Source organism: Pseudoalteromonas luteoviolacea, assembly GCF_018100925.1.
GTDB classification, from domain to species: Bacteria; Pseudomonadota; Gammaproteobacteria; order Enterobacterales; family Alteromonadaceae; genus Pseudoalteromonas; species Pseudoalteromonas obscura.
In genome coordinates, this window is sequence record NZ_JAGJEH010000006.1 from 212,896 (window position 1) to 237,454 (window position 24,559).

The following is a 24,559-nucleotide window of genomic DNA, read 5'->3' on the forward strand; positions in this document are numbered from 1 at the left end:
AAGATTAGCTGTTAAGAGGTCCACCTATGAGCGCACAATGGGAAAACACGCAACAAAAACAAGTATAAGAAAAGTTTTGATAAGTGCTGTTATGTTAGTAACGGCTTTGTCGCTCTCACTTTCCATTTCAATCTCAACTTACCTCGATGTAAAAGAGCAGAAGAAACTGATTGTCAATAAGTTACAAATGATTGCGGAGATCATCGCATTTAACGCACAGATCACGCTGATTTTTGACGATAGAAAAACCGAAGAAAAACGGCTCAAATCGTTCAACAAGGTTGAACTGGTTAAAAATATCCATATTTATGCCATTGATGATGTAACCAATAAACCTGTGTTTTTTACCAGCTATAACGCCAGCAAAACCCCCCCGGTTCCCCTCAAAGTCAATGAAATTGAAACACTTAAAAAGCCAAAAGTATCCACAGATTATGTCGAGCTAATCATTCCTGTCGAATACGAAGGGAAAATAGAAGGGTATGTTTATGTCAGAGGGGGCCTAGAGCGACTGTCTCAATATATCAACCAAAAAATACTCGTAGATATAGCGCTGACGTTAATTGTTCTTATCCTTGTACTATTTGTTGCCCGTGCCATTCAAAAGCGTATAGCCAACCCAATAGATTCCTTATCATTGCTGCTCCAAGACGTTTCTAAAAATCACAACTACTCAGCCCGAGCAACCAAAAGTGATATTGAAGAAGTTAACATGCTGGCTAATAACCTCAATATTATGCTCGCCCGTACGCAAAATCAGTTGGCACGTCATCAAGCTGACAAACTTGAAATAAAGCAACTGAACCAAAACCTCGAAGAAAAGGTCAATCAGCGCACCATCGCTTTGCGCGAAGCCAACCAAGAGCTTCTCAACACCTTAGAGAGGATGCACCAGTATCAAAATCAAATTGTTGAGAATGAAAAAATGGCCTCATTGGGTCAAATGGTTGCCGGTGTTGCCCATGAAGTAAATACGCCTATCGGATTAGGGGTTACCGGCTCGACTTTATTGAGAGACAAACTTGCAGATATCAACGCAGCTTTTGAGCAAAAAACCCTAACCTCAAAACAATTAGAACGTTTTATCCATGACGGCATTGAAAACTTAGATCTCATTTATCGCAACCTCAATCGCGCGGCAGAGCTAATCTCCAGTTTCAAAAAGGTCGCAGTAAGCCAAGACGTCGAAGTAAGTTCCGAAGTAAATATCAACAAGCTTTTCAGTGCAATTATTAGCAGTATGCGTGCTGAAATTGACATCAAGAATGTCACTTGGCAACTCTCTTGCCCAGAGCAGCTCACGGTTAGAACAAAAGCGGGACTCCTTCAACAAGTCTTTGAACAGCTGCTATCTAACTCACTCATCCACGGCTTTTTAGACCTAAAAGACAACCAAATAAGCATTCATGTTGAACAGCGTAGCCAATCCCTTGAGATTATTTACACAGACAATGGGGTGGGTGTATCAAATGCAATCAAAAAACGTATTTTCGACCCTTTTGTCACCACAAAGCGTGGAGAAGGTGGCAGCGGGCTTGGCATGCATTTAGTTTACAATTTAATTACTCAAGCTTTAGGCGGCACTATAACGCTATCAGATGACAATAAAAAAGGTACGGAATTTATTATAACTCTGCCTCTAAAAGGGGTAATTTAATGAAAATAATGTACCTAATAGCTGCATTTATTTTTATTTTTTGTAGTTTAAACGTTGACGCAAAATCACCACATGAAATTCGTTCCGCTTTTTTATATCAAATGGCTAAGCTAATCGATTTTCCGGAGCAAAAAAATAAACAAGTAACCAGGTTTTGTTTTTATGATTTAAATCATGGTCCAGGCGCTATTTTAAATAAAAATAATAACTTAAAAATACGTGGTAAGCCTATAGATATAATAAAAGTGAATCTTTCTGACCCTTTTAGGGAACTTTCCAAGCGCTGTGATATCACATACATTGATGAAACAATGGAAGATGATATACTATCCTCTTGGACCGATACAATTACCTTAAATATGGTGACTGTAGGCGAAAGTATCGAATTTTTGGAAGGGGGTGGGATTGCTTCCTTGGTCCAAGAAGGGAGTAAAATTCGGTTATATATTAACAGACAAGAAGTTGCTCAACATAACTTTAAAGTGCTCTCTAGGCTACTCGCAGTTTCTAAGTTCTATCCTGACTGATTTTACTTGTTAACAATTGAATATACTCCTATAATCGTTAACATTCGGTTTTATTATATAACACCGAAGTTTTTGTAAATAAAACATTCCGAAAAGGTTAATTAATAATGCAAACGCCAGTCATTCTAATTGTTGAGGATGAAGACGTAACTCGACTGAACCTCGTTAGTTTATTTGAAGCCGAAGGTCATAAGGTAATTGAAGCCATTGATGGCGATGATATGCATGAAAAATTGACAGCAAACGACGATGTCAACTGTGTAATCATGGATATAAACCTTCCTGGTAGAAACGGCCTAATTTTGGCTCGTGAGTTACGCCAGAAAAAAAATGTAGGCTTAATTTTCTTAACAGGTCGTGACAACGATGTCGATAGAATCTTAGGTTTAGAGATCGGTGCAGACGACTACGTTACAAAACCGTTCAACCCACGTGAACTAACTATCCGTGTACGTAATCTTATTTCACGTACAGGATCAACACCTGAAGAGTCGACAATCGACAGCAACGGTGTGATCACGTTTAACGGGTGGGAATTAGACGAAAATAGTCGCTGTCTTACATCACCTACAGGTGAATCTAAACGCCTACCAAAAGGTGAATATAGAGCGCTACGCTTAATGCTTGACTCTCCAGGTCGCATTTTCAGCCGTGAGCAGCTTATCAAGCATATGACGGGCCGTGAGCTTCGTGCAAATGACCGTACTGTAGACGTTACTATCCGTCGTATTCGTAAGCACTTCGAGACTGACAGTAACACACCTGAGCTGATTAGTACTATCCACGGTGAAGGTTATCGCTTCATTGGTAAAATCGATAACACTCAACCATAGTTCGCTAAGAGCTTTCAGCGAGTTTTGCAATTAATGAGTGAAGGGTTAACTGCCCTTCTCTTATTAATTCTTCCAATTCTGATATCCACTGCTCACGCACCTCAACATCAACGGATTCACACTCAGTTTCCATTACCTTCGCGTGTTGCTGTACTAGTTTAAGTCCAACAGAGCCTGCTGCACCTTTTAATTTATGCGCCACAGAGCCGTACTCAGCCACATCATCATCACGGTTTGCGACAGTAAGCTCGTTACAGTACGTTGGGTTTAGTTTAGCGAATAATTCACAGCTACGTTTAAAGGTATCAACGCCCATAGACGCCACAAAGTCCGTAATAGTTTCAATGTCGAGTAGATTGCGCTCTACCTCTAATACTTCTACCGTGTTTTGCTGAATCGCGCTTGCGTCTTCTTTAACACTATCAATGCCAAATAATTCAGCCAGCATCTTGTCTAGTTTGGTCGTATTAATTGGCTTTGCCAATGCGCCTTGAATGCTTATTCCTTGTAGTTCTTGCTCTGCGCTTCTGACATTTGCTGTCAAAGCAACAATTGGCAAAGCGTCAAAATGACTATCGTCACGAATTTGTCTAGCAACTTCGTCACCATTTAGATCAGGCAACTGCATATCAAGCAAAATAAGGTCAAGTTCATCCTCGGTTTGAACAAGGGACAATGCATCTTCACCTGTTTCAGCCCAAATCACTTCATGACCGCGCTGTTCAAGTAAATTTGTCGCAATTTCAGCATTTAGCGGAACATCTTCTACAAGTAATATGTATAAACCACGACCGGCATAACTTTGTTGGTTAGGCGCACTGCAAAGTTCCAACGGGATCTCAACATCAAATCGACTTCCTTTACCTGGCATACTACTGACCGCTATACGCCCTTTCATAGCTAACACCAGGGCCTTGGTCACCGCTAATCCGATCCCAGAACCGATGGCATTATTGCCTTCAGCATCAGGCGCCTTGTAGTACATATCAAAGATTTTATCTTGTTGCTCTGCTGAGATCCCCACCCCAGTATCAATAATGCTCATACTTAACCAAGCACCACTGTCGCGGTTTTCTCTACGGCACTCGAGAGTTACACAGCCACGGTGGGTAAATTTCACAGCATTATTGATAAGATTCCAGAGCACTTGACGTAAACGTGTAGGGTCAAGCAATGCGTAAACATCTAGCACACCTGAGCGTTGGATTTTGAACTCGAGGCCTTTTTGGCCTGCAATCAGATCAGAAAAGTTGACCACGTCATTGATAAAATCAGATACATTGATACTGTCCGTTGCTATATCTAGTTGCTCTCGGTCAATCTTATCCAGATCAATAATATCGTTAAAAATATTACCTAAGGTTTCAGCGCTGGAAAAAACCGTGTTGCACCAACTTTTTTGCTGCTGAGTGAGCTCGGTATCTAAAAGCATGCGTGTTAAACCGACAATGCCGTTAAGCGGCGTTCTAAGTTCGTGACTTAACGTGGCAATAAATTTCCCTTTGTCTTTATATGCAGTTTCTAATGCTTGCTCTGCTTCTTTACGGCTGGTGATATCACGACCAAACGCCAATAACCCGATATATTCGCCTTCATTATTAATAAAGGGCAACTTGCGCATCTCAAACCAGCGGTTTTCATCTTTAACAGGGTATTCTACATCCAACGAAATGGTTTGCTGAGTGGCACTAACTTGGGCATCTGTCTCTAGTACTTTGGGCACGACCTGATCGACAAAAATCTCATCAGCAGTTTTACCAATTAAACCTTCGCTATCTTTCCCAATAACTTGTTCAAACTTTTTATTACACCCAGCAAACACACCGTGTTCATCGCGGTAATAAAATAAATCAGGGGATGAATCAACAATTGAGCGCAACAACATGCTTTGCTGTGCAAGCTCTTGCTCAGCTTTACGACGTTCAGTTATTTCATTTCGCAGCTCTGCAATTGCACGGTGTTTTGCATGCAATGCCATTTTTCGTTCATCTATTTCATTATTAAGCCGATTGATATTGTCTTTGAGTGTTTGGTTCAACAATTTTTCTTGTTGAGTAGCTGACTCTAAATACTCTTTCGAGCTCTCCAATTGGCGAATAGCAAAAACAGCAACTGAGATAAGTAAAGGCGAAGTCAGTGCTGCAAATACAACAACAGACAATACATTTACCAAAGTGACTGATCCTAGTGCCACATAATAGAACATACAGGATAAAACCAATGACGCCACGAGCACCAGAACATAAGCAATTGCGCCAGCTTTGCGTTCACCGTATTTTCGAACCAAATTAGAGAGAATTCGAGCCCAAGACCCAAACGAAGAATCAAGCATAATAATAGTCACCTTGTTAACCAGGCCATTATACCTCAGCTGAGCACATATGCGAGCGACCAAATAGTGTAACTTTGTTGAAAAAACTCAAACTTTTGAAAAAAGGCAGCGCTTGAGTAACCACACAAATAGTGTGATAACGTATCAAATAATGCACACTCAATCTGTTTTTGTTTATTCTAATTAAGAATATCCACAGAAAAAAAACTCATTTTAGTGTAATATGAGAGCATTTTTGATGTCGTGATTAAAGAGAGTTTAAATGCCAACTTCAATGCCAGACATTGCACACAATGCAGATGCGCTTCAAACCGGAACCTTAGACTGGGTAGGAATGGGGGACATTGAGCTGCCTCTACAATTAGCAAGTAAGGGTCTTCAAGAACTGCCTGTTAATGCCAAGGCTGACGCTTTCGTCAGTTTAGATAAGCCCGAAGCAAAAGGCATTCACATGTCGAGGCTGTTTTTGGCGTTAGATACACTATCTTGCGAACAAACTCTGACACCTGCCACGCTAGCATCATTACTTGATCAATTTGTGACAACACATAAGGATCTAAGCAATGCGGCAAAAGTTGTTCTCAATTTTGAATTACCTTTGCGCCGCGCTTCGTTATTAAGTGGGAAACAAGGCTGGAAGAGCTACCCTGTAACCATCACGGCAACAATAAAAGATCAAGCATTAAGTATTGAGCTTGCAGTTGATGTAACTTATTCGTCAACTTGCCCATGTTCTGCTGCGCTTGCCAGACAGCTTATTCAAAATGCATTTGAAGAAAACTTTTTAGGTAAAACCTTGGACCATGACAGTGTTCATGCTTGGCTAGGCACAACGGAAGGGATCGTAGCCACCCCTCACTCACAGCGCTCTATCGCCAATATTAAAGTAAAGTTACCACAAGGTGCCAAAGAGTTTGATATTAAAGGTTTAATAGATATCGCAGAGCAAGAATTAAAAACACCTGTACAAGCCGCGGTTAAACGCGAAGACGAGCAAGAGTTTGCCAGATTAAATGGCCAAAACTTGATGTTTTGTGAAGATGCAGCAAGAAAGCTAAAAGCACTGCTGAACCAAAATAACTTTGACGACTTTTACGTTAAAATTAATCACTATGAGTCACTGCATGCACACGACGCAGTAGCATATGCAGTTAAAGGCGTAGAGGGCGGTTACCAAGTTTAACCTGCCACATCGGCGTTAAGTATCCTTACCTTAACGCCGATTCAAAACCACTTCCGGCACACTCCTTGCTTACTAAATACCAAAGTCAATTTGTTGTCGTGGAGTGATTTATGGAATTAACACTTTTAGCTATTTTAGCGCTTGTAGTCATTGCCTCTATCGTAATTTCAAAATATACCGATGTGGGCGGCAATCCATATCCGTTTAATCGTAAAGATTCGGTTTTTACAACCGTAGAAGCATCATTTTTACAGTTACTAGAACGTGCCGTTGGCGATAAGTTTAAGATAGTCAGCCGTGTTAAACTTGTCGATGTCATAGAATGCAAACCAGGCCTATCTAAAAAAGCGCGCCGTTCTGCTATTACCAAAGCACAAAACAAACAGCTTGATTATGTGTTAGTAGATAAAAGCACGCTCAATATTGTAGCGGCTGTAGATTTAGTCAATAACTCAAATAAGAATGGCCACAAAGCACAAAAAGATTGGTTTGTAAGTGGTGCGTTGGAGTCCGCAGGGATCCCTCATATACGCATGAAAATCAAATCAGGTTATAAAAGCCCAGAGGTGCGAGCAGCTATCCTATTCAAGCTTGGCCAGAAACCTGAGCAAACCAAACCAGTACGTAACCGCAGTTACAAGCCGGCTGTTCTCTCCCCATCTCAGGCCAAAGCCGCAAGTACACAACTGGCAGAAATTTAGATTCCATTTGGCTGCTTGAGCTCTTCAAGCAGCTTGCTTCATTGTTTTGCCGCCAAAAGAATGCTTTCAAAAGAAGAATGTATATAATGAGCAGTAACTAAAATACAAAGAGAAAAATTATGAAAATTGGCATTATTGGTGCGATGGAGCAAGAAGTTACGATTTTACGTGACACCATGCAGTCTCCAAAAACACTTACAAAAGGCGGATTTACATTTTACACAGGTGAACTAGGCGGCCATGAAGTAACATTGGTGCAGTCTGGTATCGGTAAAGTTGCCGCAACCGTTGCAACAACCCTACTTATCGATAATTTTTCACCTGATTGCGTGATCAACACAGGTTCTGCTGGTGGATTTGAACCTTCACTAAATGTTGGTGATGTTGTTATCTCAAGTGAAGTACGTCACCATGATGTTGATGTCACAGCTTTTGGCTATGAATTAGGGCAAGTACCTCAAATGCCAGCAGGTTTCGCAGCTCATCCGGCTTTAATTAAAGCGTCGGAAGCGAGCATTCATGCTGTAAAAGATATCCAGACAATGGTAGGTCAAATCTGTACTGGCGATTCATTTATGTGTGATCCAGTACGTATTGAGAAAACACGTCAAGATTTTCCAAATATGCTAGCTGTGGAAATGGAAGGAGCAGCCATTGCACAAGCTTGTCATGTGTTAAATACTCCGTTCGTTGTGATCCGCTCTCTATCTGATATTGCAGGTAAGGAATCTCCTCAGTCATTTGAAGAGTACCTAGAAGTAGCATCGGTTAATTCGTCTAAGCTAGTTATGGCATTGCTTGAAGAGTTAACACAGGTAACCCTGTAAGTGTTTATCACTTTATTGCAAGCCCAAGAGGGCTTGCTCATCTTTTGCTTAGCAGTAATTTGTGCTTTTAGCTTGAATCTATCTAAGCTCTACCACCCCAATACCATTTTTACACTTCTAACCAGCAATTTGGCCAAGCGTGTAGTTCGTAAAGGTAATAAAGTAACTCAGCATAAGCTCTCAGGCGCGCTCGCCTGTATATTACCTACACTCACGATTATCATGTTGCTATACACACTGTCTTACATCTCTTTTTATCCTCAGTGGTTTGGCGGGTTAATTTTATTTTTATGTTTGGATACCCACTTTGAAGGACGGGCCAAACGCATTGCGAGGCTGTTATCTCAAGGTCAAAAAGGTTCAGCTAAACAGCTGCTGGCCAGCATTGTAAACCGAGACACTACAAAGTTATCAGAAATGGGCATCATAAAAGCTTCGCTAGATTCTCTGGCACTTAATACAATCCGCCATTTTTATCTAATTATTATTTTTTATCTGATTGCGGGTCCCTATTTAGCGCTGACGTATAAATTATTACTATTATGCGACCAAAGTTGGCGAAAACAGCTTTGCGTACAGCACCCTTTCATGACTGCCGTACAAAAAATCATATACCTACTCGAATGGCTTCCAATTAGATGTTTCGTCCTAATTATGGCGTTAACCCAAAACCTCGCGAAGACGCAACATTACTTAAAACATTATGCACAGCACTACGTAAACAAAAATTCAGGATGGATCATGGCGTTATTCTCTGCCAGCTTAAATGTGCAGCTCGCAGGTCCCCGCTTTTACCATGATGAGCGCTTTGACAACATTAGAATAGGAAGCGATCGCCAACCGACTGTCGAAGATATGCAGCATATGCTAAAACTATTAAACAGTATGAGGTGGTTTTGGTTGGGCTTAACCGTGTTAATTTGGTTCGCAATAAATTTAGTGTAGCCAAGTGAGCTTTATCACTTGGCTACAGGGTGGATAACTTAAGCTACTGTCACTTTAGCAAACTTACGCTTACCTACTTGGTAAATTTCAGTACTGCCTTTTGCTATTTCTAGCTTAGTATCAGTGATTTTCTCTTCGCCATTAAGCTTCACCGCACCTTGTTTGATCATCCGCATTGCTTCTGAAGTACTTGCCACAAGGCCTGCTTCTTTTAGTAAGTTAGCAATAAATGTTGTATCACCTTCAATGCTTACAGTCACTTCAGGGATCTCGTCGGGTAGAGCATTCTTTTGAAAGCGCTTAATAAAATCTTGATGGGCTGCCTGCGCATCATCTTCACTATGGAAACGTGCAATCATTTCTTTAGCAAAGTCAATTTTGATATCGCGAGGGTTGCGACCGCCTGCAACTTCTTCTTTTAACGCTGCAATGTCAGTCAATGATTTAGCACTCAATAGCTCGTAGTAACGCCACATAAGATCATCGGAAATCGACATAACTTTACCAAACATCTCAGTTGGAGCGTCAGTAATACCGATATAGTTACCTAATGACTTAGACATCTTTTGAACACCATCTGTACCCTCAAGTAATGGCATCATCAAGACTGTTTGTGGCTTTTGACCTTCTTCTTTCTGTAACTCTCTACCCATCAATAGGTTAAAGCGTTGATCCGTACCACCAAGCTCAACATCAGCTTCTAGTGCAACTGAGTCCCAGCCCTGAACTAGCGGATATAAAAATTCATGGATGGCAATTGCCTGACCGCCAGCATAACGCTTTTTAAAATCATCACGCTCTAGCATTCGAGCTACAGTTTGTCGCGATGCAAGCTTAATCATCTCTGCACTGCTTAATTTCTCCATCCATTGCGAGTTAAATGCAACAGTGGTTTTTTCAGGATCCAGAATTTTAAATACTTGCTCTTTATATGTTTCAGCGTTTGCAAGTACGTCTTCTCGGGTAAGTGGCTTGCGCGTGACATTTTTGCCAGTTGGGTCTCCGATCATACCGGTGAAATCACCAATTAAGAAAATGACCTCGTGACCTAAATCTTGGAAAGTTTTTAATTTATTAATTAGTACTGTGTGACCTAAATGTAGATCAGGTGCTGTTGGATCAAATCCTGCCTTAATACGCAGCTTTTTGCCTGACTTTAATTTCTCTTTTAGCTCATCTTCAACCAATATGTCTTCTGCACCGCGCTTTATCTCAGCAAATGCAGTTTCTATGTCCACCATTATCACTCCAACTCTAAATTCAGTTTATCGCCCGATTCTAGCCTATATTTCACGGAGTTTAAATGCACAAAATACTGGTATTAACGCTTTATTACGTATATGCTGCACTATTATTCATAAAATTTCTTGACAGCGAAAAAGGCACGTTATGGTACCTGCAGTAAATAAGCTTCCCAAAAAACACAAAATGCTTATTGTCGGTTTGTTAGCTGCGATGACTGGGATTGCCTTGTTGCCTTCAGAAAAGGCCACTGCATCCAAAGATCATAAAGACGATGCATTGGAAGTTGGCAAGCGTTATGAACTCCCTATCAAAGTTGAAGAACAACAGCCTGAGCAGCTCACTATCCTAAGTGCAGAAGCTGAACCCACTAAAGAGCAAGAGAATACACACACTTATGATTACGTAGATCACAAAGTCCGCTCAGGTGATAGCTTGGCTGTTTTGTTTAAGCGCGCCGGATATTCTGCCCAAACACTTCATAAATTGGTTAACACTAATGAAGAAACGCGTAAATTAACAAAAATACACCCTGGTGAAACCCTGAGCTTTGCCAGCGATAAACAGGGTAACCTTGCGCAATTAAAATATGTACTCTCTAAAACAGATACTTTGTACGTAACGCGTATAGACGATGGCAGCTACGAAACCAAAATAGCAAGCAAAGAAATTGAGACTCGTGAAAAAACCGCCGGTGGAAAAATTCGTTCGAGTTTTTGGACAGCTGGCATTTCAGCAGGTCTGACACAAAGACAAATTATGAACTTTGCTAACATTTTCGGCTGGGATGTGGATTTTGCAAACGACATACGTAAAGGTGATACCTTTACTCTTGTGTACGAATCTCACTATGTGGATGGCGAAGAAATTGGCAATGGAAAAATCATTGCCGCTGAGTTTATAAACCAAGGTGATCGATATACTGCAATTAGGCATACCAACGGTGAGTTTTACACTCCCGAAGGACGCAGTATGAAAAAAGCGTTTTTACGCGCACCGGTGAATTTCAAGTATATCAGTTCAAACTTTAATCCAAGAAGGTTACACCCCGTAACCAAACAAGTTCGCCCACACCGAGGTATAGATTATGCGGCAAAGGTTGGTACACCAGTCGTTGCTGCGGGTAATGGTAGAGTAACCAAAGCTGGCTATCATAGGCTCAATGGTAATTACGTTTTTATCGAGCATGGTAGCCAATACACTACAAAATACCTGCACTTGCACAAGTTGCATGTAAAAGCGGGCCAAAAGGTTAAGCAAGGGCAAAAAATTGGTACTGTTGGAGCCACAGGGCGGGTAACAGGACCACATCTGCATTACGAATTCTTGGTCAACGGCAACCACCGCAATCCAAAAACAGTCAAACTACCTAAGTCACTTCCGCTTCCAAAGCAGGAACTTGCTAAGTTCAGACCTCTTGCTGACAAAATGTTAGTGAGATTAGAGCGCAAACGTGAATTGATGTTAGCTTTGAACAACAAATAACGAAGTTTAAATAAAAAAGGCGAGGTATTCCTCGCCTTTTTTCTATCTAATTATCTACCTACAATCCGGAGCTTCAAAAACTCTTCCAGCGCTTGAGGATTGCCTGCTAACGGTTGAAGCTGCATACCTAGCTGCATAAAGCTCGTCTTTTCTGGAAACTGCATACTGACTTCAAGTAAAGACAGACCAGATACAAAAGACTGAATTGCCTGCTTAGCATTATCACTTGCAGGTACATTTTCCATTTGTACCGCCAATAACGCTTTTAATTGTTCGTGATCTAAGCCGCTTTGTTGCAATACTTCATCAACTAAGGCCTTTAATTCTCCCTCATTTTTCAAGGCAAAGGCCATATCGACTGGTTGAAGTGATTGTAATGCGCTTAGCATTTTACTCTGCATCTGTAACTCAGCTTCCAGAGATACCTCTCCTTGCTCATGCATTTTCTGGATTTCTTGCTGTAAATCCATCAAATTTTGGCTATTTGCTAAGGCGATGTCCATACCAAAGTTAACCACTTTTTCAGCCGAAACGGCAAATTTAAACTGGCTGTCTCCGCTGGCTTCATCGTAGCGCATTGTCGAGTTTAAGTTATATTTCGCATTTGCTAGTGTGGTAGGAAGTGCTTCTAAAGAAAGAGCTTTTAGTTCATCTGTCAAAGATAACCCTTCTATCTCCAACTCAGTGAGAGGGCTAACTTTACCACTCTCGTACCCTTTTAAGGAGAAACGCGCAATATCCACCAATGCGTGTTCACTTTCTTGTGTTTTAAATGAAATGTTCTCGAGCACAACCGTATTACTCAGCAGGCTATAATCTACATTTTGATAGTTCACATCAAACCCAGTCTGCTCTGAGAATTGCTGTACCTGCTCTGCAACAACTTCACTTGCAGTTTTGTTTGCATACCAGTTAACACCTGCAACGCCACCTGCAACAGCAAGTGCGACACCTGTAAGAGCTGCTTTATTCATAATAACTCCTTAAAATAGCGCTTCTAATGCATCGTTTAAGCTGGAAACCCCTATCACTTCCATCCCTTCGATATCTTCTTTTGGTTTATTTGCGACAGGTACAATAGCACGTTTAAAACCATGTTTCGCAGCTTCTCGCAATCTTTCTTGACCACTAGGCACCGGACGGATCTCACCTCCCAGTCCTACCTCACCAAAAACAACTAACTGTTTATCTAATGCATAATTTTTAAAGCTGGATACCAAGGCGGTGATCAGAGCCAAATCCGCACTGGTTTCATTGACCTTTACACCACCAACTACATTGACAAATACATCTTGATCAGCGACTTGCAACCCACCATGACGGTGTAACACTGCCAGCAACATAGCTAATCGGTTTTGTTCTAGACCCACAGTTACACGTCTCGGGTTTGCCAATTGCGAATAGTCGACTAAAGCTTGAACTTCCACTAACAGAGGGCGGGTCCCTTCCCAAATTACCATAACCAGTGAGCCAGGCGTCTGCTCTTCACCCCGGTTAAGAAAAATAGCGGAAGGATTGTTGACTTCTTTTAAGCCTTGCCCCGTCATCGCAAAAACACCCAGTTCGTTAACTGCACCAAAACGGTTTTTATTGCCTCGCAATGTTCTAAATCGGCTGTCACTGCTGCCTTCCAATAGGATTGAACAGTCAATACAGTGCTCTAACACTTTTGGGCCTGCCAGCGTACCATCTTTTGTCACATGACCTACCATGACAATGGCAACTTGGTTTTGCTTCGCAAAGCGCGTCAAATAAGCTGCACTTTCGCGTACTTGAGAGACACTTCCAGGCGCTGACTGAACGTCTGCCATATGCATAACTTGAATCGAGTCGATGACCATAATGGCGGGCTTTTCTCTCAGTGCAAGTTGGCAAATCGTTTCAACATTAGTTTCAGCTAAAGTTTTAAGCTTATCTGTTGGCAAACCCAGACGTTTTGCGCGCATAGCTACTTGCTGTAATGACTCTTCACCAGTTACATATAACGTCGGCATAGATTGCGCAAGTAAACACATAGTTTGCAAAAGTAATGTACTTTTACCCGCGCCCGGTTCACCACCAATTAATATGGCACTACCGGGTACCACACCACCACCCAACACTCTATCAAACTCCTTAAAGCCTGTAGAAAATCGAGGTAACGATTCAAGGTTTACTTCATCTAAGGTTTGAATTTTTGCTTCTACCACACCGGCATACCCGGTGGTACCAGCACTACGTGGAGCCGTTTTCACAGAAGGTACACGAAACTCTGTTACAGTGTTCCAAGCTTTACATTCAGAACATTGCCCTTGCCAACGAGCAAATTCCGCTCCACAATCACTACATACAAATGCGGTTTTCTTTTTTCCCATATATATCAAGGCATAGTTATTGCTTAAAAGGAAAACCCAGTTAAGCTACAAGTTAAGAATGAAGCTATACTGACATAAAATTGGCGAAGGCTGAAATAATAACAAAGAGACATTGTCTGCGGACAAACTGCGAACGGCTATGAGTGAAGATAAACTAGAACTACATCAAGACCTTATTAATGACCTAAAAGGAGATTTAGGCGATCCAAATTTTGATTTTATCTTCAAGCAAAAAACAGCACAACTGAGCAAACCAGACCAATTTTTGTTAAAAATGGAAATGACACGCCTTTCGCAACCTGTTGCGCGCTTTATTGATTTGCGTGGACAGGTATCTGGCGATGTAAAACCATACGAGCATGACGGTAAGCAACACTTTATGGATGATCTTGCTATTAGTGTATTTGAACGTGAGGTTGCGCAGCACGGTGGCTATACGATGGCGGTATATGAAGCAGTCATGCATACCGACAATAATTATAAGGTAATGCAAAAACAAGCTCAGGTCCAAGATGACACAGAACCCGAGGTCGCATTTGAGCATGAAGCCCAATTAATTCGTTTTGCTTCCTATGAAAGCCGTATTGAAGAGCGCATGAATTACTCTATCAAGATCACGGTTGAGTTAAAAAGCGGTACCACGATCCCCGCAAGTACCTCTGACATCTCTTTGAGTGGCGCAAAAATAAAATTGGGAAAAAGCTACCATGTACACCCAAAAAACGTCATCACGCTGCGTTTAGTGGGATTGGAACAAGATTTCGAGCTCGGCTTAAAAGAGGGTATCCAATACGAAGTGGTCGCTGTTGAAGAGTCTAACTCAGATTACAACTATGTCCGTTTAAAAAGAACCTTCGTAGAGAACAACTCGGGGTTTGACGAGTTTTTAGAAAGCTTCATTCACGGCAACAAACGACGCTATAAGATAAATTTAGACAACACTATGGATGCCGTTGTATGCAAAGGGTATGAGCAATATTACTTGCCACGTGTCAGCTCATTATTTGTGTTTTTTAGTCGCATAAACAACATGTTACTGCCGAGTATGACACTCACTAATGAGAACAATGCTTTTATTAATTATTATTTTGAAGATGAGCGAAAAACATCTTGTTTATACAGTATCTTCAACAATAAGCGGCTACAAAAATTACTATTGCAGTCCGCACCAGTAAAAGAGGCCTACTGCTACACATTTACCCACTCAAATGGTGGCAAGATCTACTTTTACTCAGCCTTTGATTACGAACTCGAAGAAAATCCAGAATTAAAAAGCCTATTTTTAGGGTTTGGTAGCGAAAAAGAAAGCTGGCGAGTATTTAAAGTACAGTTGATGCCAAGCCACCATGAAGACGCCTATATTCCACTATCATTGCCTAAAAGCGCAGGAAAGAATGTTGAAAAGCTAAACAGACGACCTCCTCCTCGTGCACAAGGGTTAATTGAGCCTGTGCATCACCTCATGCTGCTCACTGAGATAACCACACCTGAACATAAATCACATTGCAGCAAGTTAACCTATCCACAAGAGAGCATCAATCGCTTAAAAGAGTTTGGCCATGGCAAATCTAAAAACCCGCCACCACTGGAAAAGGTCGCGTTGGAATATGTGAATTTAAGATCCCACAAGCGATTTTTATATCGCACCGGAGTCGCGTTGAATATATCTGATAGCCAGGTATTCAGTGGCAATACCCGGGACTTTTCGATTATGGGCCTGCAAATTGAAGTTGAACACGCTGTGGATGTAGCCAAAGGAGATCTCGTTACTGTCGATTTACCCGACTTGCAAAAGATCACCAAACAGCATGTGCTGTCAGGTTTGCGATACGAGGTCATGGCTGTTAGCAAATCAAAAACTATTATCAACCTTAAAGTAAAGCAAGTCACTAATGCATCTCATACGGCCATCGAATTTTTCACTGCGCTGATCGATAATAATAAAGACAAGCTCCAGCCCAGTGAGGAAGCGCCTAAAATACCAGGACTCTCGACTGCGCTCAGAAATATGGTAACCAAAAGCATCTGTCAGCTACCGCTTTACCTTCATAAAAAAGCATCTCATATGGAAATTGGCGCGGTAGGACATGGACTCTACCCTTCACCATTACACAATATATTGTTGCCGCACCTCATCAACCACAATGGACAAGAACTCCTTTTCCCAAATAAGTTATTTCCCAACAAATTCATTGGCGACTCTTTAACGGAACAATTGAAAGAAAAGTCCAGACAAGACAAACCGCTGCGGTTTACGCTGTTTGTTCACTACGATGAAAAACAATCAGATGAATCAAACCACGGTGTTAAGTCCCAATGCATTCCTTTTGGTGAACCTATTGAGCCGCTGTTTTTATTTGCAAAAAAAGCCCTAAAGAATGGTATTTTGTTTATCTGCCATTTGTATGTGTCCAAAACAGGCCGACCTGATATGGATCATCTCGCCAATGAATTGCGCTATGTAAGCCACTACGCTCTACACAAAGCAAAAGGCTTAGAAGAAGCGCTTTGGTCGGTTAACGGCGTTTGTGATGTCGTCGATGTAACAGATGTAATGATGCCCGTTTTAGGACTGGAGAATCATTTGATTGAGCGCATGAAAAATCGAAAACGCGAGTGGCTAACTAAGCACTTTTAGTCAGCCACCTGAGGCTCGTTTAGCTGAGTCCTGCAAATAAAGTCAATGCAGCGACTAAAAACAAGTAAAATAAAACATTGCGCTTTACCAAGCGCATCATACATGCAGCCTCATATGTGCAACCAAAATATTGTTGCTCTATCTGCTCGGCAGCAAGTGCTGTTTCTGCGACAACTTTGCGATTACAAGCTTGAAAGTCCAATAAGTATTTAAGCCAGCTGCCAGTGCCTTTTGAAAAGTTGCCGATAATCAAGTAACCAAAGCCCGCAAGCCTTGCTGGTAGCCAATTTAGAAAGTGAAATAGTGTACTAAACCGCTGAGTATGCGCAGACATAACTTCAATACACTTTTGCTCGTTTATTGACGGCTCGCCATTCACTTTATCTTTTAGTATCTCAACAACTGCACGTGTTGTGGCATATAACACAGCCCCTGGCGCGCCAAGCAATACAAACCAAAACATCACCGCACAATAATGTGTGAAATTTATCCACGCCAATGTTTGGCCGAAGGTCTCCCCTCCTGGTTCATGTTCGGTTTTCGTTTGGCCCATTTGCAAAGCGTACAAAGTGGCAGCTTCCTTATCATCTCTTGCTAGGGCATTGAGGTATCCCTTGTAAGATTTACGGTATTTCGCACAGCCAAAACAAATCAGCAAAATACAAACATTAAGCGCGATTTGCCACAGCACAAATTCAAACAAACTATATAAAAATGCAATCAGCAACGCTGGAATAGTAAGCCATAACATGACGCCTAAACTGGACTTATACAACCAGCTAACTGCACTTTGTTGGTAACTCCATTGCTGATAATGAGACAAATAGTAGTCGATTTGCCAGTGTGTTGACCTAGCGCCTAAACGCTCGATGATCAGTGCCAATAATATCGAAATTAATATCATGATTTTTACTCAAATATTTCTAATTCACGTTGTAGTAGATCCAAATAGTACGACCAATCAAATGCCTCTCCAGGATCTGTCTTGCGTACTGGCGCAATATCACAATGACCAACAATCTGCTCAGTGGTAATTTTCGGGTAGCGCACTATGATTGCGCGGCTTACAGCCACAAGTGCTTCATATTGCGCAGGTGTATATGCGTCATTATCCGTTCCCTCTAATTCAATGCCGATGCTGAAATCGTTACATTTTTCACGTCCACGATAGCTCGATACACCCGCATGCCATGCTCGCTTTGAAAAAGGCACATATTGGATCACTTCACCATCTCGACGAATAAAACAGTGAGCTGACACTCTTACCCCTTGCAAAGATGCAAAGCTTTCATGCGCATGACAATCAATGGTTCCCATAAAAAGGTCATCGACATAACTCGTGCCAAATTGGCCCGCAGGCAAAGAGATATTATGAATGACGAGCAACTCGATATCGCACTCATTAGGTCGTTCATCATGATGGGGTGAAGGTCTGTGTTTGGCAAACTTCAGCCATTGATCTTGATTTTCCATAAAAAATTAGCTTTCAATTGTTACCTCACTACCTTAACAAGAATTACTTCTCAGCACTATTGCAAATTTATTTTAAGAAAGCATACATCCTTTTATGAAAGAAAATTGTTTCATTGCACTAATCACAGTAGAATTTACAGTATAAAAAACAATGATGATTCACCTATGCAACCTGAACTTATTTCGCAACTTGTAAAACTTGCACTCGATGAAGACCTTAACCATCAATCCGCTGCACAAGGTGATATCACCGCAGCCCTGATCCCGGAGCAACAACAGGCGAACGCGTATGTTATTACACGTGAAGACTGTGTATTTTGTGGCAAAGATTTAATCTTAGAGGTCTTTAGACAAGTAGACCCTAGTGTTGAAGTGACAGTATTAGCCAACGATGGAGACAAGCTCAGCGCCAACGCACGTATTTTTACTGCTAAGGGTTCGGCACGAGCAATCCTAACCGCAGAAAGAACCGCTCTGAATTTTGTTCAAACACTTTCCGGTACAGCAACAACAACTGCACACTATGTTCAAGCACTGGATGGCAGTAACACGCAATTACTAGACACACGAAAAACCATTCCTGGCTTGAGAGCACTGCAAAAGTATGCGGTGACTTGTGGTGGTGGTAAAAACCACCGCATTGGCTTATTTGACGCCTTCCTGATTAAGGAAAACCACATTGCTGCGTGCGGCGGGATCGACAAAGCGGTTAAACAAGCAAAAAGTACTCACCCAGACAAGCCTGTCGAAGTGGAAGTTGAGAATTTAGATGAGCTAGAACAAGCGTTGCTTGCGGGCAGTGACATCATCATGCTGGACAATTTTACCGTTGAAGACATTCAAAACGCCGTTAGACTAACCTCAGGTAGAGCTAAGCTCGAAGTCTCGGGTAATATGACATTAGACATTCTGGCACAGTATGCACAAGCGGGCGTCGATTACATTTCAAGCGGTGCGTTAACTAAACACGTACGCAGCATAGATTTATCAATGCGATTTGAATAATGTAGTTTTCCGTGTAATAAAAATGTAACTAAATATTCATTTATTTCGTTGACATTTATTTACAAAGCATATTTAATAAAAAAGAATTAAATTAATGATTTAGATTAATTCTTTACGGTTAAACGTGTTACATACTGCAGTTGGCTATTAGTGTAAATTTAAACATTAATAGACAGCGCCATTACGATAATTTAATAAATCCTGGTGTAAGTATCAACTGCCACCGGGTCTAACATCCCTTAGGAGACACATCATGACGCAACAACGACAGGGTGGTTTTACCCTTATCGAATTAATGATTGTGATTGCAATCATCGGTATTTTGGCAGCAGTAGCACTTCCTGCTTACACTGACTATGTTAACCGCGCTAGAACATCTGAAATGTTCTCATTGGCAAGTATGCCTAAGGCGTGTATTGAAGAAAAAGCGCAGCTTGGTTCTAAAGCAACTGGCTGTATCACTGGCTTCGTAGCGACCGATTATGTGTCAGCAATGACAGCAAGTGATGAAGGCTTGATCACTGTAACAGGTGCTGGCGCCCTAAATGGCATGGTTATGACGTTGACTCCTCTGAATGATCAAGGTGCAGCTATTACTTTAGGTGCTTCAGCTGCTGGTGTTAATATCGTTAAGTGGAAATGTGAAATGACAGTTGGTACGGGACAAGACAACTGGATCCCAAGCACTTGTACTAAGAAAACAACTTAATAGATTAAGTTAATTAACACCGACTAACTTAAAAAGGAACTGGCAATGCCAGTTCCTTTTATGTGAAAAGACTCTATGGCTCTCTCTTCTAAAGACAGTTCAAATAAAGTAGACACTTTTGTGTGGGTTGGCGTCAGTGCACGAGGGAAAAAACTCGAAGGTGAAATGACTGGCACCAGTGTTGCGTTAGTAAAAGCTCAATTGCGAAAGCAAGGTATCACCCCTTCAAAAGTCAAGCGTAAACCAAAGCCTCTATTTGGTTTTAAAAGCGTCCAAAAAATCACCGCAAAAGACATTTCAATTGTCACCAGACAAATAGCAACCATGCTCACCGCTGGTGTGTCACTTGTCCAATCACTCGACATGATTGCCTCTGGTGCAAAAAATAAAAGTGTCAGCAAGCTCATAGGCGCCATTGCAGATGAAGTTAAAGCAGGGCAACCTTTAGCTAAAAGTCTACGCGCGCACCCTCGCTATTTCGATGACTTATATTGCGACCTAATTGAGTCCGGCGAACAGTCTGGCGCACTAGATAGAATTTTTGACCGAGTCGCTTTGTATAAAGAAAAAGCCGAAGCACTCAAATCGAAAATTAAAAAAGCCATGTTTTATCCCATTGCCGTCATTACAGTTGCACTCATTGTGACGTCAATATTACTTATTTTTGTCGTCCCGCAATTTGAAGATATCTTTGCAGGCTTTGGCGCTGAATTACCAGCATTTACCAAACTAGTGATCGCTATTTCTGAGTTTATGCAAGAGTTTTGGTGGATAATACTGCTCTCCATCGGAGGCGGATTGTACACATATAAAGAAATGCTGATCCGCAATCAAAATGTTAAACATGCAAATGATCGGCTTATTTTAAGACTGCCGGTAATTGGTGAAATACTCAGAAAAGCAGCCGTTGCCAGATATGCCCGAACACTTTCAACCACCTTTGCAGCAGGTGTACCGTTAGTGGATGCCCTTGATTCTGCAGCTGGTGCCGCGGGTAATGTAATTTACAAAAATGCGATATTAGATATCAAAGGCGAAGTAAGCTCAGGTAACCAAATGAACTGGGCCATGCGCAATTCAAAAATATTCCCTGATATGGTCGTCCAAATGGTCGCGATTGGTGAAGAATCTGGCGCTTTAGATAGTATGCTTGGCAAAGTCGCGAGTATCTACGAGCAAGAAGTTGACGATGCAGTAGATGGCCTATCGACCTTGTTAGAGCCTCTGATCATGGCTATTTTGGGCGTTTTGGTTGGCGGCTTAATCGTGGCTATGTATCTGCCTATATTCCAACTCGGTTCCGTGATTTAACGGACGATAAATTCAACAATAATAAGAGCACCCTATGCAAGATGTTTGGCATTTAATGCAGCAACAACCTTGGTTTTTTATGTTATCGGTTGGCTTAATCAGCGCCTGTATCGGCAGCTTTTTAAATGTCGTCATTTACCGTCTTCCTGTAATGATGGAAAACGAATGGAAATCAGAGTGTAAAGTTATTCTCGGCCAACAGAGCCCTGACACTGCCACAACTAACACAAGTAAATTCAACCTGATAACACCACGCTCCACATGCCCTAGCTGCAAAACACAAATCAAAGCACACCACAATATTCCAGTCTTGAGTTGGCTTATGCTCAAAGGGCGTTGTGCATACTGTGACAGCAAAATCTCTGTCAGATACCCTAGTATAGAAATGCTCACTGCAATGAGTTCTTTATGGGTGGCCTGGCATTTTGGCGCGACTTCAATCGCCTTGCTTTATATTTTAATAACTTGGGGGCTAGTTGCGCTCATTTTTATCGATATAGATAAAATGCTGCTTCCAGATCAAATCACCCAGCCCATGTTATGGTTGGCACTTTTATCCTCGGCAGCAGGATATACCATCCCCACCGTTGAAGCCTTGTGGGGTGCAGCCATCGGATACTTGATCCTATGGAGTATTTACTGGTTGTTTAAGTTACTGACTGGGAAAGAAGGTATGGGCTATGGCGATTTCAAGCTATTAGCGATTTTTGGCGCGCTACTTGGCTGGCAAGCGCTTATCACCATAATATTATTGTCGAGTGTCGTTGGCGCTGTGATCGGCAGTGCTCAGCTAAGCATACAAGGTAAAGACAAAGCGACACCTATTCCATTTGGTCCATATTTAGCCATCGCGGGTTGGTTATGTTTGTTTTATGGTGATGCGCTGAAAAATTGGTATTTGAATTTATTAGGGGTGTAACATGTCATCTTGGATACTGGGTCTGACTGGTGGCATCGGTGCGGGAAAATCAGCAGCAACAAACTACTTTCAAAGCCTCAACATAGATATTGTAGATGCCGATATCGTTGCCCGAGAAGTCGTAATGCCTGGCACACAAGGGCTAAACAGCATTGTCGCTCATTTTGGAGACGATATTTTATCAGCGGACGGGACGCTTGATAGAACGAAACTACGAAGTATTATTTTTGATAATAAAGAACACAAAGCTTGGCTCAATGCCCTATTGCATCCAATAATAAGAGCGCAAATCTTGACGCAGCTCGCGCAAGCAACAAGCCCCTACTGTATTCTCTGTGCCCCGCTTCTGTTCGAAAATGGTTTAGAGCGTTACTGTCAAAAAACTCTCTTGATAGACGTGCCACTAGACGTGCAAATTGCCCGCACATGCAATCGGGACAACGTACCTCAAGAGCAAGTTAAAAATATCATTGCCGCGCAGATGAGCCGAGAAGATAAGTGCCAAAAAGCAGACTATATTGTCGATAATAATCGGTCTTTAGTAGATGTACATGCAGAATTGGACCACTTGCACAAAAAATTTTTAGATGCGAGCAAGGCCATTTAAACGCTTTATTTCTTGAATTTTATATGATTCTTTAGAATGATTAGATATAGACTAGCTTAGCTAAGGCTGAGCAGGTTTACTGTTTATTTGCTACATTAATGTAAGCTGTTGAAGTATTAAAGGACATTATGGAACATCACTCTCCATTACTGAGAAAATTCATTACCTTAGGTAGGGTTACGCCAGATCAAATTAAGGCGAAGCAAACTGATGCGACCACTACTGCTGAGCTCATTTGCTTATGTAGCGGTATGTCTGGTCAAGAGTTAGCGGAACAATGTCTCGACTTATTTCGTGTACCTTATTTTGATCTCAATGGCTTTGATGTCGCCAATGTGCCCAAAGATCTGATCAAAGAAAAGTTAATTCGTCAGCATTATCTGCTGCCACTGGTGAAAAAAGATCGCAAGTTATTTATCGCAACATCTGATCCCACTGATTATGGCGCATTCGAAAATTTCGAGTTTAGCACCGGCCTTCAATGCGAAATCGTAGTCGTCGATCACAAACTGCTTGAACAGAAGATTGACCAGCTCTTTGACTCAAGTTCAGGACTCTCTCTCAGTGAGGATGAGTTTAAAGAGTTTGCGAGCTTAGACGTTGAAGATGAACCTCAAACTCAGCAGCAAGATGAGGAAAAAGATGATGCCCCTATCATCGTATACATCAATAAAATATTGATGGACGCGATAAAAAAAGGCGCCTCTGATTTACACTTTGAACCGTATGAAAAGAAATACCGAGTGCGTTTTCGTATTGATGGTATTTTGCATGAAATGGCCAGCCCACCTAACACATTGGCAAGCCGCCTCTCGGCACGTATCAAAGTTATGTCGCACCTCGATATTGCCGAGAAGCGAAAACCACAAGATGGTCGCATTAAGCTTAAAATCTCTGAACGTAAAAGTATCGATTTTCGTGTGAGCACCCTCCCAACTATGTGGGGAGAGAAGATAGTAATGCGTATACTCGATTCATCTGCCGCCAAATTGGGCATCGATGTATTGGGTTATGAACCGGAACAAAAAGATCTGTACTTAAATGCACTAGAGCAGCCACAAGGGATGATATTAGTCACGGGCCCAACAGGCTCTGGTAAAACCGTGTCGCTTTATACTGGTCTTAATATTTTAAATAAGCCAGAGAGAAACATCAGTACAGCAGAAGATCCGGTAGAAATTAACCTTGAAGGGATCAACCAAGTACAGATAAACACGAAAGCCGATATGACTTTTGCCAATGCACTAAAAGCATTTTTAAGACAAGATCCGGATGTTGTCATGGTTGGTGAGATCCGTGATTTAGAAACCGCAGAAATTTCAATAAAAGCGGCACAAACAGGCCACTTGGTAATGAGTACATTGCATACCAATTCAGCCCCTGAAACACTTACCCGACTACTCAATATGGGCGTGCCTGCATACAATGTTGCCAGCTCAGTTAGCTTGATCATTGCACAGCGGTTAGCGAGAAGGTTGTGCCCTAAGTGCAAAGAGCCAGAACAACTACCAGAGGAAGAGCTGCGTCGACAAGGTTTCAACGACACACAGATAAAAGAGCTTACTTTATTTTCTCCAAAAGGCTGCGACCACTGCACTGACGGCTACAAAGGTCGAGTTGGGGTTTATGAAGTCGTCAAAATAACCCCTGAAATGTCACATAAGATAATGGCTGGTGCCAACTCTCTAGAAATTGCCGAATTAGCTGATCAGCTTGGATTTGATAATTTACGAAAGTCAGGCCTCAAAAAAGCCGCATCCGGTGTCACCTCTTTAGCTGAAATCAATCGCGTCACAAACTACTAATCGAGT

Annotated in this window: 21 protein-coding genes; 15 read left to right on the forward strand and 6 right to left on the reverse strand. The window is 41.7% G+C overall.

The window, feature by feature from the left end:
* Positions 1 to 37 precede the first annotated feature (37 nt).
* The 3 genes from J8M00_RS14555 to arcA all read left to right on the forward strand — a co-directional run bounded on the left by J8M00_RS14555 (position 38) and on the right by arcA (position 3,017).
* Positions 38 to 1,657, forward strand: coding sequence for a sensor histidine kinase (locus J8M00_RS14555; protein WP_211011223.1), 1,620 nt, complete (start codon positions 38 to 40; stop codon positions 1,655 to 1,657).
* The gene (locus J8M00_RS14560) at positions 1,657 to 2,184 is read left to right on the forward strand and encodes a YfiR family protein (protein WP_023399732.1); all 528 of its coding nucleotides are present in this window, start codon (positions 1,657 to 1,659) and stop codon (positions 2,182 to 2,184) included. Before J8M00_RS14555 ends, J8M00_RS14560 begins: the two co-directional genes overlap by 1 nt.
* 107 nt (positions 2,185 to 2,291) lie before the next feature.
* Positions 2,292 to 3,017 carry a two-component system response regulator ArcA gene (gene arcA / locus J8M00_RS14565; protein WP_023399731.1) on the forward strand — a complete coding sequence of 242 codons (726 nt, stop codon included), beginning with the start codon at positions 2,292 to 2,294 and terminating at the stop codon, positions 3,015 to 3,017.
* Between the two features lie 4 nt (positions 3,018 to 3,021).
* Here arcA and arcB read toward each other — a convergent pair whose 3' ends face one another.
* The gene (gene arcB / locus J8M00_RS14570) at positions 3,022 to 5,349 is read right to left on the reverse strand and encodes an aerobic respiration two-component sensor histidine kinase ArcB (RefSeq protein ID WP_211011225.1); all 2,328 of its coding nucleotides are present in this window, start codon (positions 5,347 to 5,349) and stop codon (positions 3,022 to 3,024) included.
* 262 nt (positions 5,350 to 5,611) lie between these two features.
* On the opposite strand from arcB, the gene folE2 reads away from it, so the two are divergent.
* From folE2 to J8M00_RS14590, 4 genes are all read left to right on the forward strand, one after another.
* Positions 5,612 to 6,532 (forward strand): GTP cyclohydrolase FolE2, encoded by a 921-nt coding sequence (folE2, locus tag J8M00_RS14575; protein ID WP_211011227.1) that lies wholly within the window; start codon positions 5,612 to 5,614, stop codon positions 6,530 to 6,532.
* Positions 6,533 to 6,642: 110 nt separating this feature from the next.
* Complete coding sequence (locus tag J8M00_RS14580) at positions 6,643 to 7,233, forward strand: DUF2726 domain-containing protein (protein ID WP_211011229.1); 591 nt, start codon at positions 6,643 to 6,645, stop codon at positions 7,231 to 7,233.
* Between the two features lie 119 nt (positions 7,234 to 7,352).
* On the forward strand, positions 7,353 to 8,060 hold the full coding sequence (mtnN, locus tag J8M00_RS14585) for a 5'-methylthioadenosine/S-adenosylhomocysteine nucleosidase (RefSeq protein ID WP_211011231.1): 708 nt from the start codon (positions 7,353 to 7,355) through the stop codon (positions 8,058 to 8,060).
* Positions 8,061 to 9,005 (forward strand): cobalamin biosynthesis protein CobD/CbiB, encoded by a 945-nt coding sequence (locus J8M00_RS14590; RefSeq protein ID WP_348772556.1) that lies wholly within the window; start codon positions 8,061 to 8,063, stop codon positions 9,003 to 9,005.
* 38 nt (positions 9,006 to 9,043) lie between these two features.
* Here the strand turns inward: J8M00_RS14590 and tyrS are convergent, their stop codons facing one another.
* A complete protein-coding gene (tyrS, locus tag J8M00_RS14595; protein WP_211011463.1) occupies positions 9,044 to 10,243 on the reverse strand; it encodes a tyrosine--tRNA ligase in 1,200 nt (399 codons plus the stop codon).
* 151 nt (positions 10,244 to 10,394) lie between these two features.
* Here tyrS and J8M00_RS14600 point away from each other — a divergent pair, with 151 nt between their 5' ends.
* Positions 10,395 to 11,732 carry a peptidoglycan DD-metalloendopeptidase family protein gene (locus J8M00_RS14600; protein ID WP_211011233.1) on the forward strand — a complete coding sequence of 446 codons (1,338 nt, stop codon included), beginning with the start codon at positions 10,395 to 10,397 and terminating at the stop codon, positions 11,730 to 11,732.
* Positions 11,733 to 11,782: 50 nt separating this feature from the next.
* On the opposite strand, the gene J8M00_RS14605 is transcribed toward J8M00_RS14600, so the two are convergent.
* Entirely contained in the window at positions 11,783 to 12,706 is a 924-nt protein-coding gene (locus tag J8M00_RS14605) for a hypothetical protein (protein WP_211011235.1), read from the reverse strand.
* Positions 12,707 to 12,715: 9 nt separating this feature from the next.
* Entirely contained in the window at positions 12,716 to 14,086 is a 1,371-nt protein-coding gene (radA, locus tag J8M00_RS14610; protein WP_211011237.1) for a DNA repair protein RadA, read from the reverse strand.
* Positions 14,087 to 14,225: 139 nt separating this feature from the next.
* Between radA and J8M00_RS14615 the strand changes: the two genes are divergently transcribed.
* The gene (locus J8M00_RS14615) at positions 14,226 to 16,724 is read left to right on the forward strand and encodes a PilZ domain-containing protein (protein WP_211011239.1); all 2,499 of its coding nucleotides are present in this window, start codon (positions 14,226 to 14,228) and stop codon (positions 16,722 to 16,724) included.
* 19 nt (positions 16,725 to 16,743) lie between these two features.
* Here the strand turns inward: J8M00_RS14615 and ampE are convergent, their stop codons facing one another.
* Positions 16,744 to 17,628: a beta-lactamase regulator AmpE gene (gene ampE / locus J8M00_RS14620; protein WP_211011241.1), complete on the reverse strand. Its 885-nt coding sequence runs from the start codon at positions 17,626 to 17,628 to the stop codon at positions 16,744 to 16,746.
* Between the two features lie 5 nt (positions 17,629 to 17,633).
* Positions 17,634 to 18,197: a 1,6-anhydro-N-acetylmuramyl-L-alanine amidase AmpD gene (ampD, locus tag J8M00_RS14625; RefSeq protein ID WP_211011243.1), complete on the reverse strand. Its 564-nt coding sequence runs from the start codon at positions 18,195 to 18,197 to the stop codon at positions 17,634 to 17,636.
* Between the two features lie 165 nt (positions 18,198 to 18,362).
* Here ampD and nadC point away from each other — a divergent pair, with 165 nt between their 5' ends.
* The 6 genes from nadC (at position 18,363) to pilB (ending at position 24,553) form a co-directional block, all read left to right on the forward strand.
* Positions 18,363 to 19,202 (forward strand): carboxylating nicotinate-nucleotide diphosphorylase, encoded by an 840-nt coding sequence (gene nadC, locus J8M00_RS14630; protein WP_211011245.1) that lies wholly within the window; start codon positions 18,363 to 18,365, stop codon positions 19,200 to 19,202.
* A gap of 253 nt (positions 19,203 to 19,455) precedes the next feature.
* Entirely contained in the window at positions 19,456 to 19,911 is a 456-nt protein-coding gene (locus tag J8M00_RS14635) for a pilin (protein ID WP_211011246.1), read from the forward strand.
* A 75-nt stretch (positions 19,912 to 19,986) separates the two neighbouring features.
* A complete protein-coding gene (locus J8M00_RS14640) occupies positions 19,987 to 21,222 on the forward strand; it encodes a type II secretion system F family protein (RefSeq protein ID WP_211011248.1) in 1,236 nt (411 codons plus the stop codon).
* 34 nt (positions 21,223 to 21,256) lie between these two features.
* Entirely contained in the window at positions 21,257 to 22,141 is an 885-nt protein-coding gene (locus tag J8M00_RS14645; protein ID WP_211011250.1) for a prepilin peptidase, read from the forward strand.
* Position 22,142: 1 nt separating this feature from the next.
* Entirely contained in the window at positions 22,143 to 22,748 is a 606-nt protein-coding gene (coaE, locus tag J8M00_RS14650; RefSeq protein ID WP_211011251.1) for a dephospho-CoA kinase, read from the forward strand.
* Positions 22,749 to 22,876: 128 nt separating this feature from the next.
* Entirely contained in the window at positions 22,877 to 24,553 is a 1,677-nt protein-coding gene (gene pilB / locus J8M00_RS14655) for a type IV-A pilus assembly ATPase PilB (protein ID WP_211011252.1), read from the forward strand.
* Positions 24,554 to 24,559: the final 6 nt, after the last annotated feature.

Excerpts from the sequence above, each read along its gene's own strand:
- J8M00_RS14635 (WP_211011246.1), top strand. The coding sequence starts at position 19,456 with ATGACGCAACAACGACAGGGTGGTTTTACCCTTATCGAATTAATGATT.
- ampE (WP_211011241.1), bottom strand. The coding sequence starts at position 17,628 with ATGATATTAATTTCGATATTATTGGCACTGATCATCGAGCGTTTAGGC.
- ampD (WP_211011243.1), bottom strand. The coding sequence starts at position 18,197 with ATGGAAAATCAAGATCAATGGCTGAAGTTTGCCAAACACAGACCTTCA.
- coaE (WP_211011251.1), top strand. The coding sequence starts at position 22,143 with ATGTCATCTTGGATACTGGGTCTGACTGGTGGCATCGGTGCGGGAAAA.
- arcA (WP_023399731.1), top strand. The coding sequence starts at position 2,292 with ATGCAAACGCCAGTCATTCTAATTGTTGAGGATGAAGACGTAACTCGA.
- mtnN (WP_211011231.1), top strand. The coding sequence starts at position 7,353 with ATGAAAATTGGCATTATTGGTGCGATGGAGCAAGAAGTTACGATTTTA.
- J8M00_RS14600 (WP_211011233.1), top strand. The coding sequence starts at position 10,395 with ATGGTACCTGCAGTAAATAAGCTTCCCAAAAAACACAAAATGCTTATT.
- nadC (WP_211011245.1), top strand. The coding sequence starts at position 18,363 with ATGCAACCTGAACTTATTTCGCAACTTGTAAAACTTGCACTCGATGAA.
- J8M00_RS14605 (WP_211011235.1), bottom strand. The coding sequence starts at position 12,706 with ATGAATAAAGCAGCTCTTACAGGTGTCGCACTTGCTGTTGCAGGTGGC.
- J8M00_RS14615 (WP_211011239.1), top strand. The coding sequence starts at position 14,226 with ATGAGTGAAGATAAACTAGAACTACATCAAGACCTTATTAATGACCTA.
- folE2 (WP_211011227.1), top strand. The coding sequence starts at position 5,612 with ATGCCAACTTCAATGCCAGACATTGCACACAATGCAGATGCGCTTCAA.
- J8M00_RS14645 (WP_211011250.1), top strand. The coding sequence starts at position 21,257 with ATGCAAGATGTTTGGCATTTAATGCAGCAACAACCTTGGTTTTTTATG.
- J8M00_RS14580 (WP_211011229.1), top strand. The coding sequence starts at position 6,643 with ATGGAATTAACACTTTTAGCTATTTTAGCGCTTGTAGTCATTGCCTCT.
- radA (WP_211011237.1), bottom strand. The coding sequence starts at position 14,086 with ATGGGAAAAAAGAAAACCGCATTTGTATGTAGTGATTGTGGAGCGGAA.
- J8M00_RS14555 (WP_211011223.1), top strand. The coding sequence starts at position 38 with ATGGGAAAACACGCAACAAAAACAAGTATAAGAAAAGTTTTGATAAGT.
- pilB (WP_211011252.1), top strand. The coding sequence starts at position 22,877 with ATGGAACATCACTCTCCATTACTGAGAAAATTCATTACCTTAGGTAGG.
- arcB (WP_211011225.1), bottom strand. The coding sequence starts at position 5,349 with ATGCTTGATTCTTCGTTTGGGTCTTGGGCTCGAATTCTCTCTAATTTG.
- J8M00_RS14560 (WP_023399732.1), top strand. The coding sequence starts at position 1,657 with ATGAAAATAATGTACCTAATAGCTGCATTTATTTTTATTTTTTGTAGT.
- J8M00_RS14640 (WP_211011248.1), top strand. The coding sequence starts at position 19,987 with ATGGCTCTCTCTTCTAAAGACAGTTCAAATAAAGTAGACACTTTTGTG.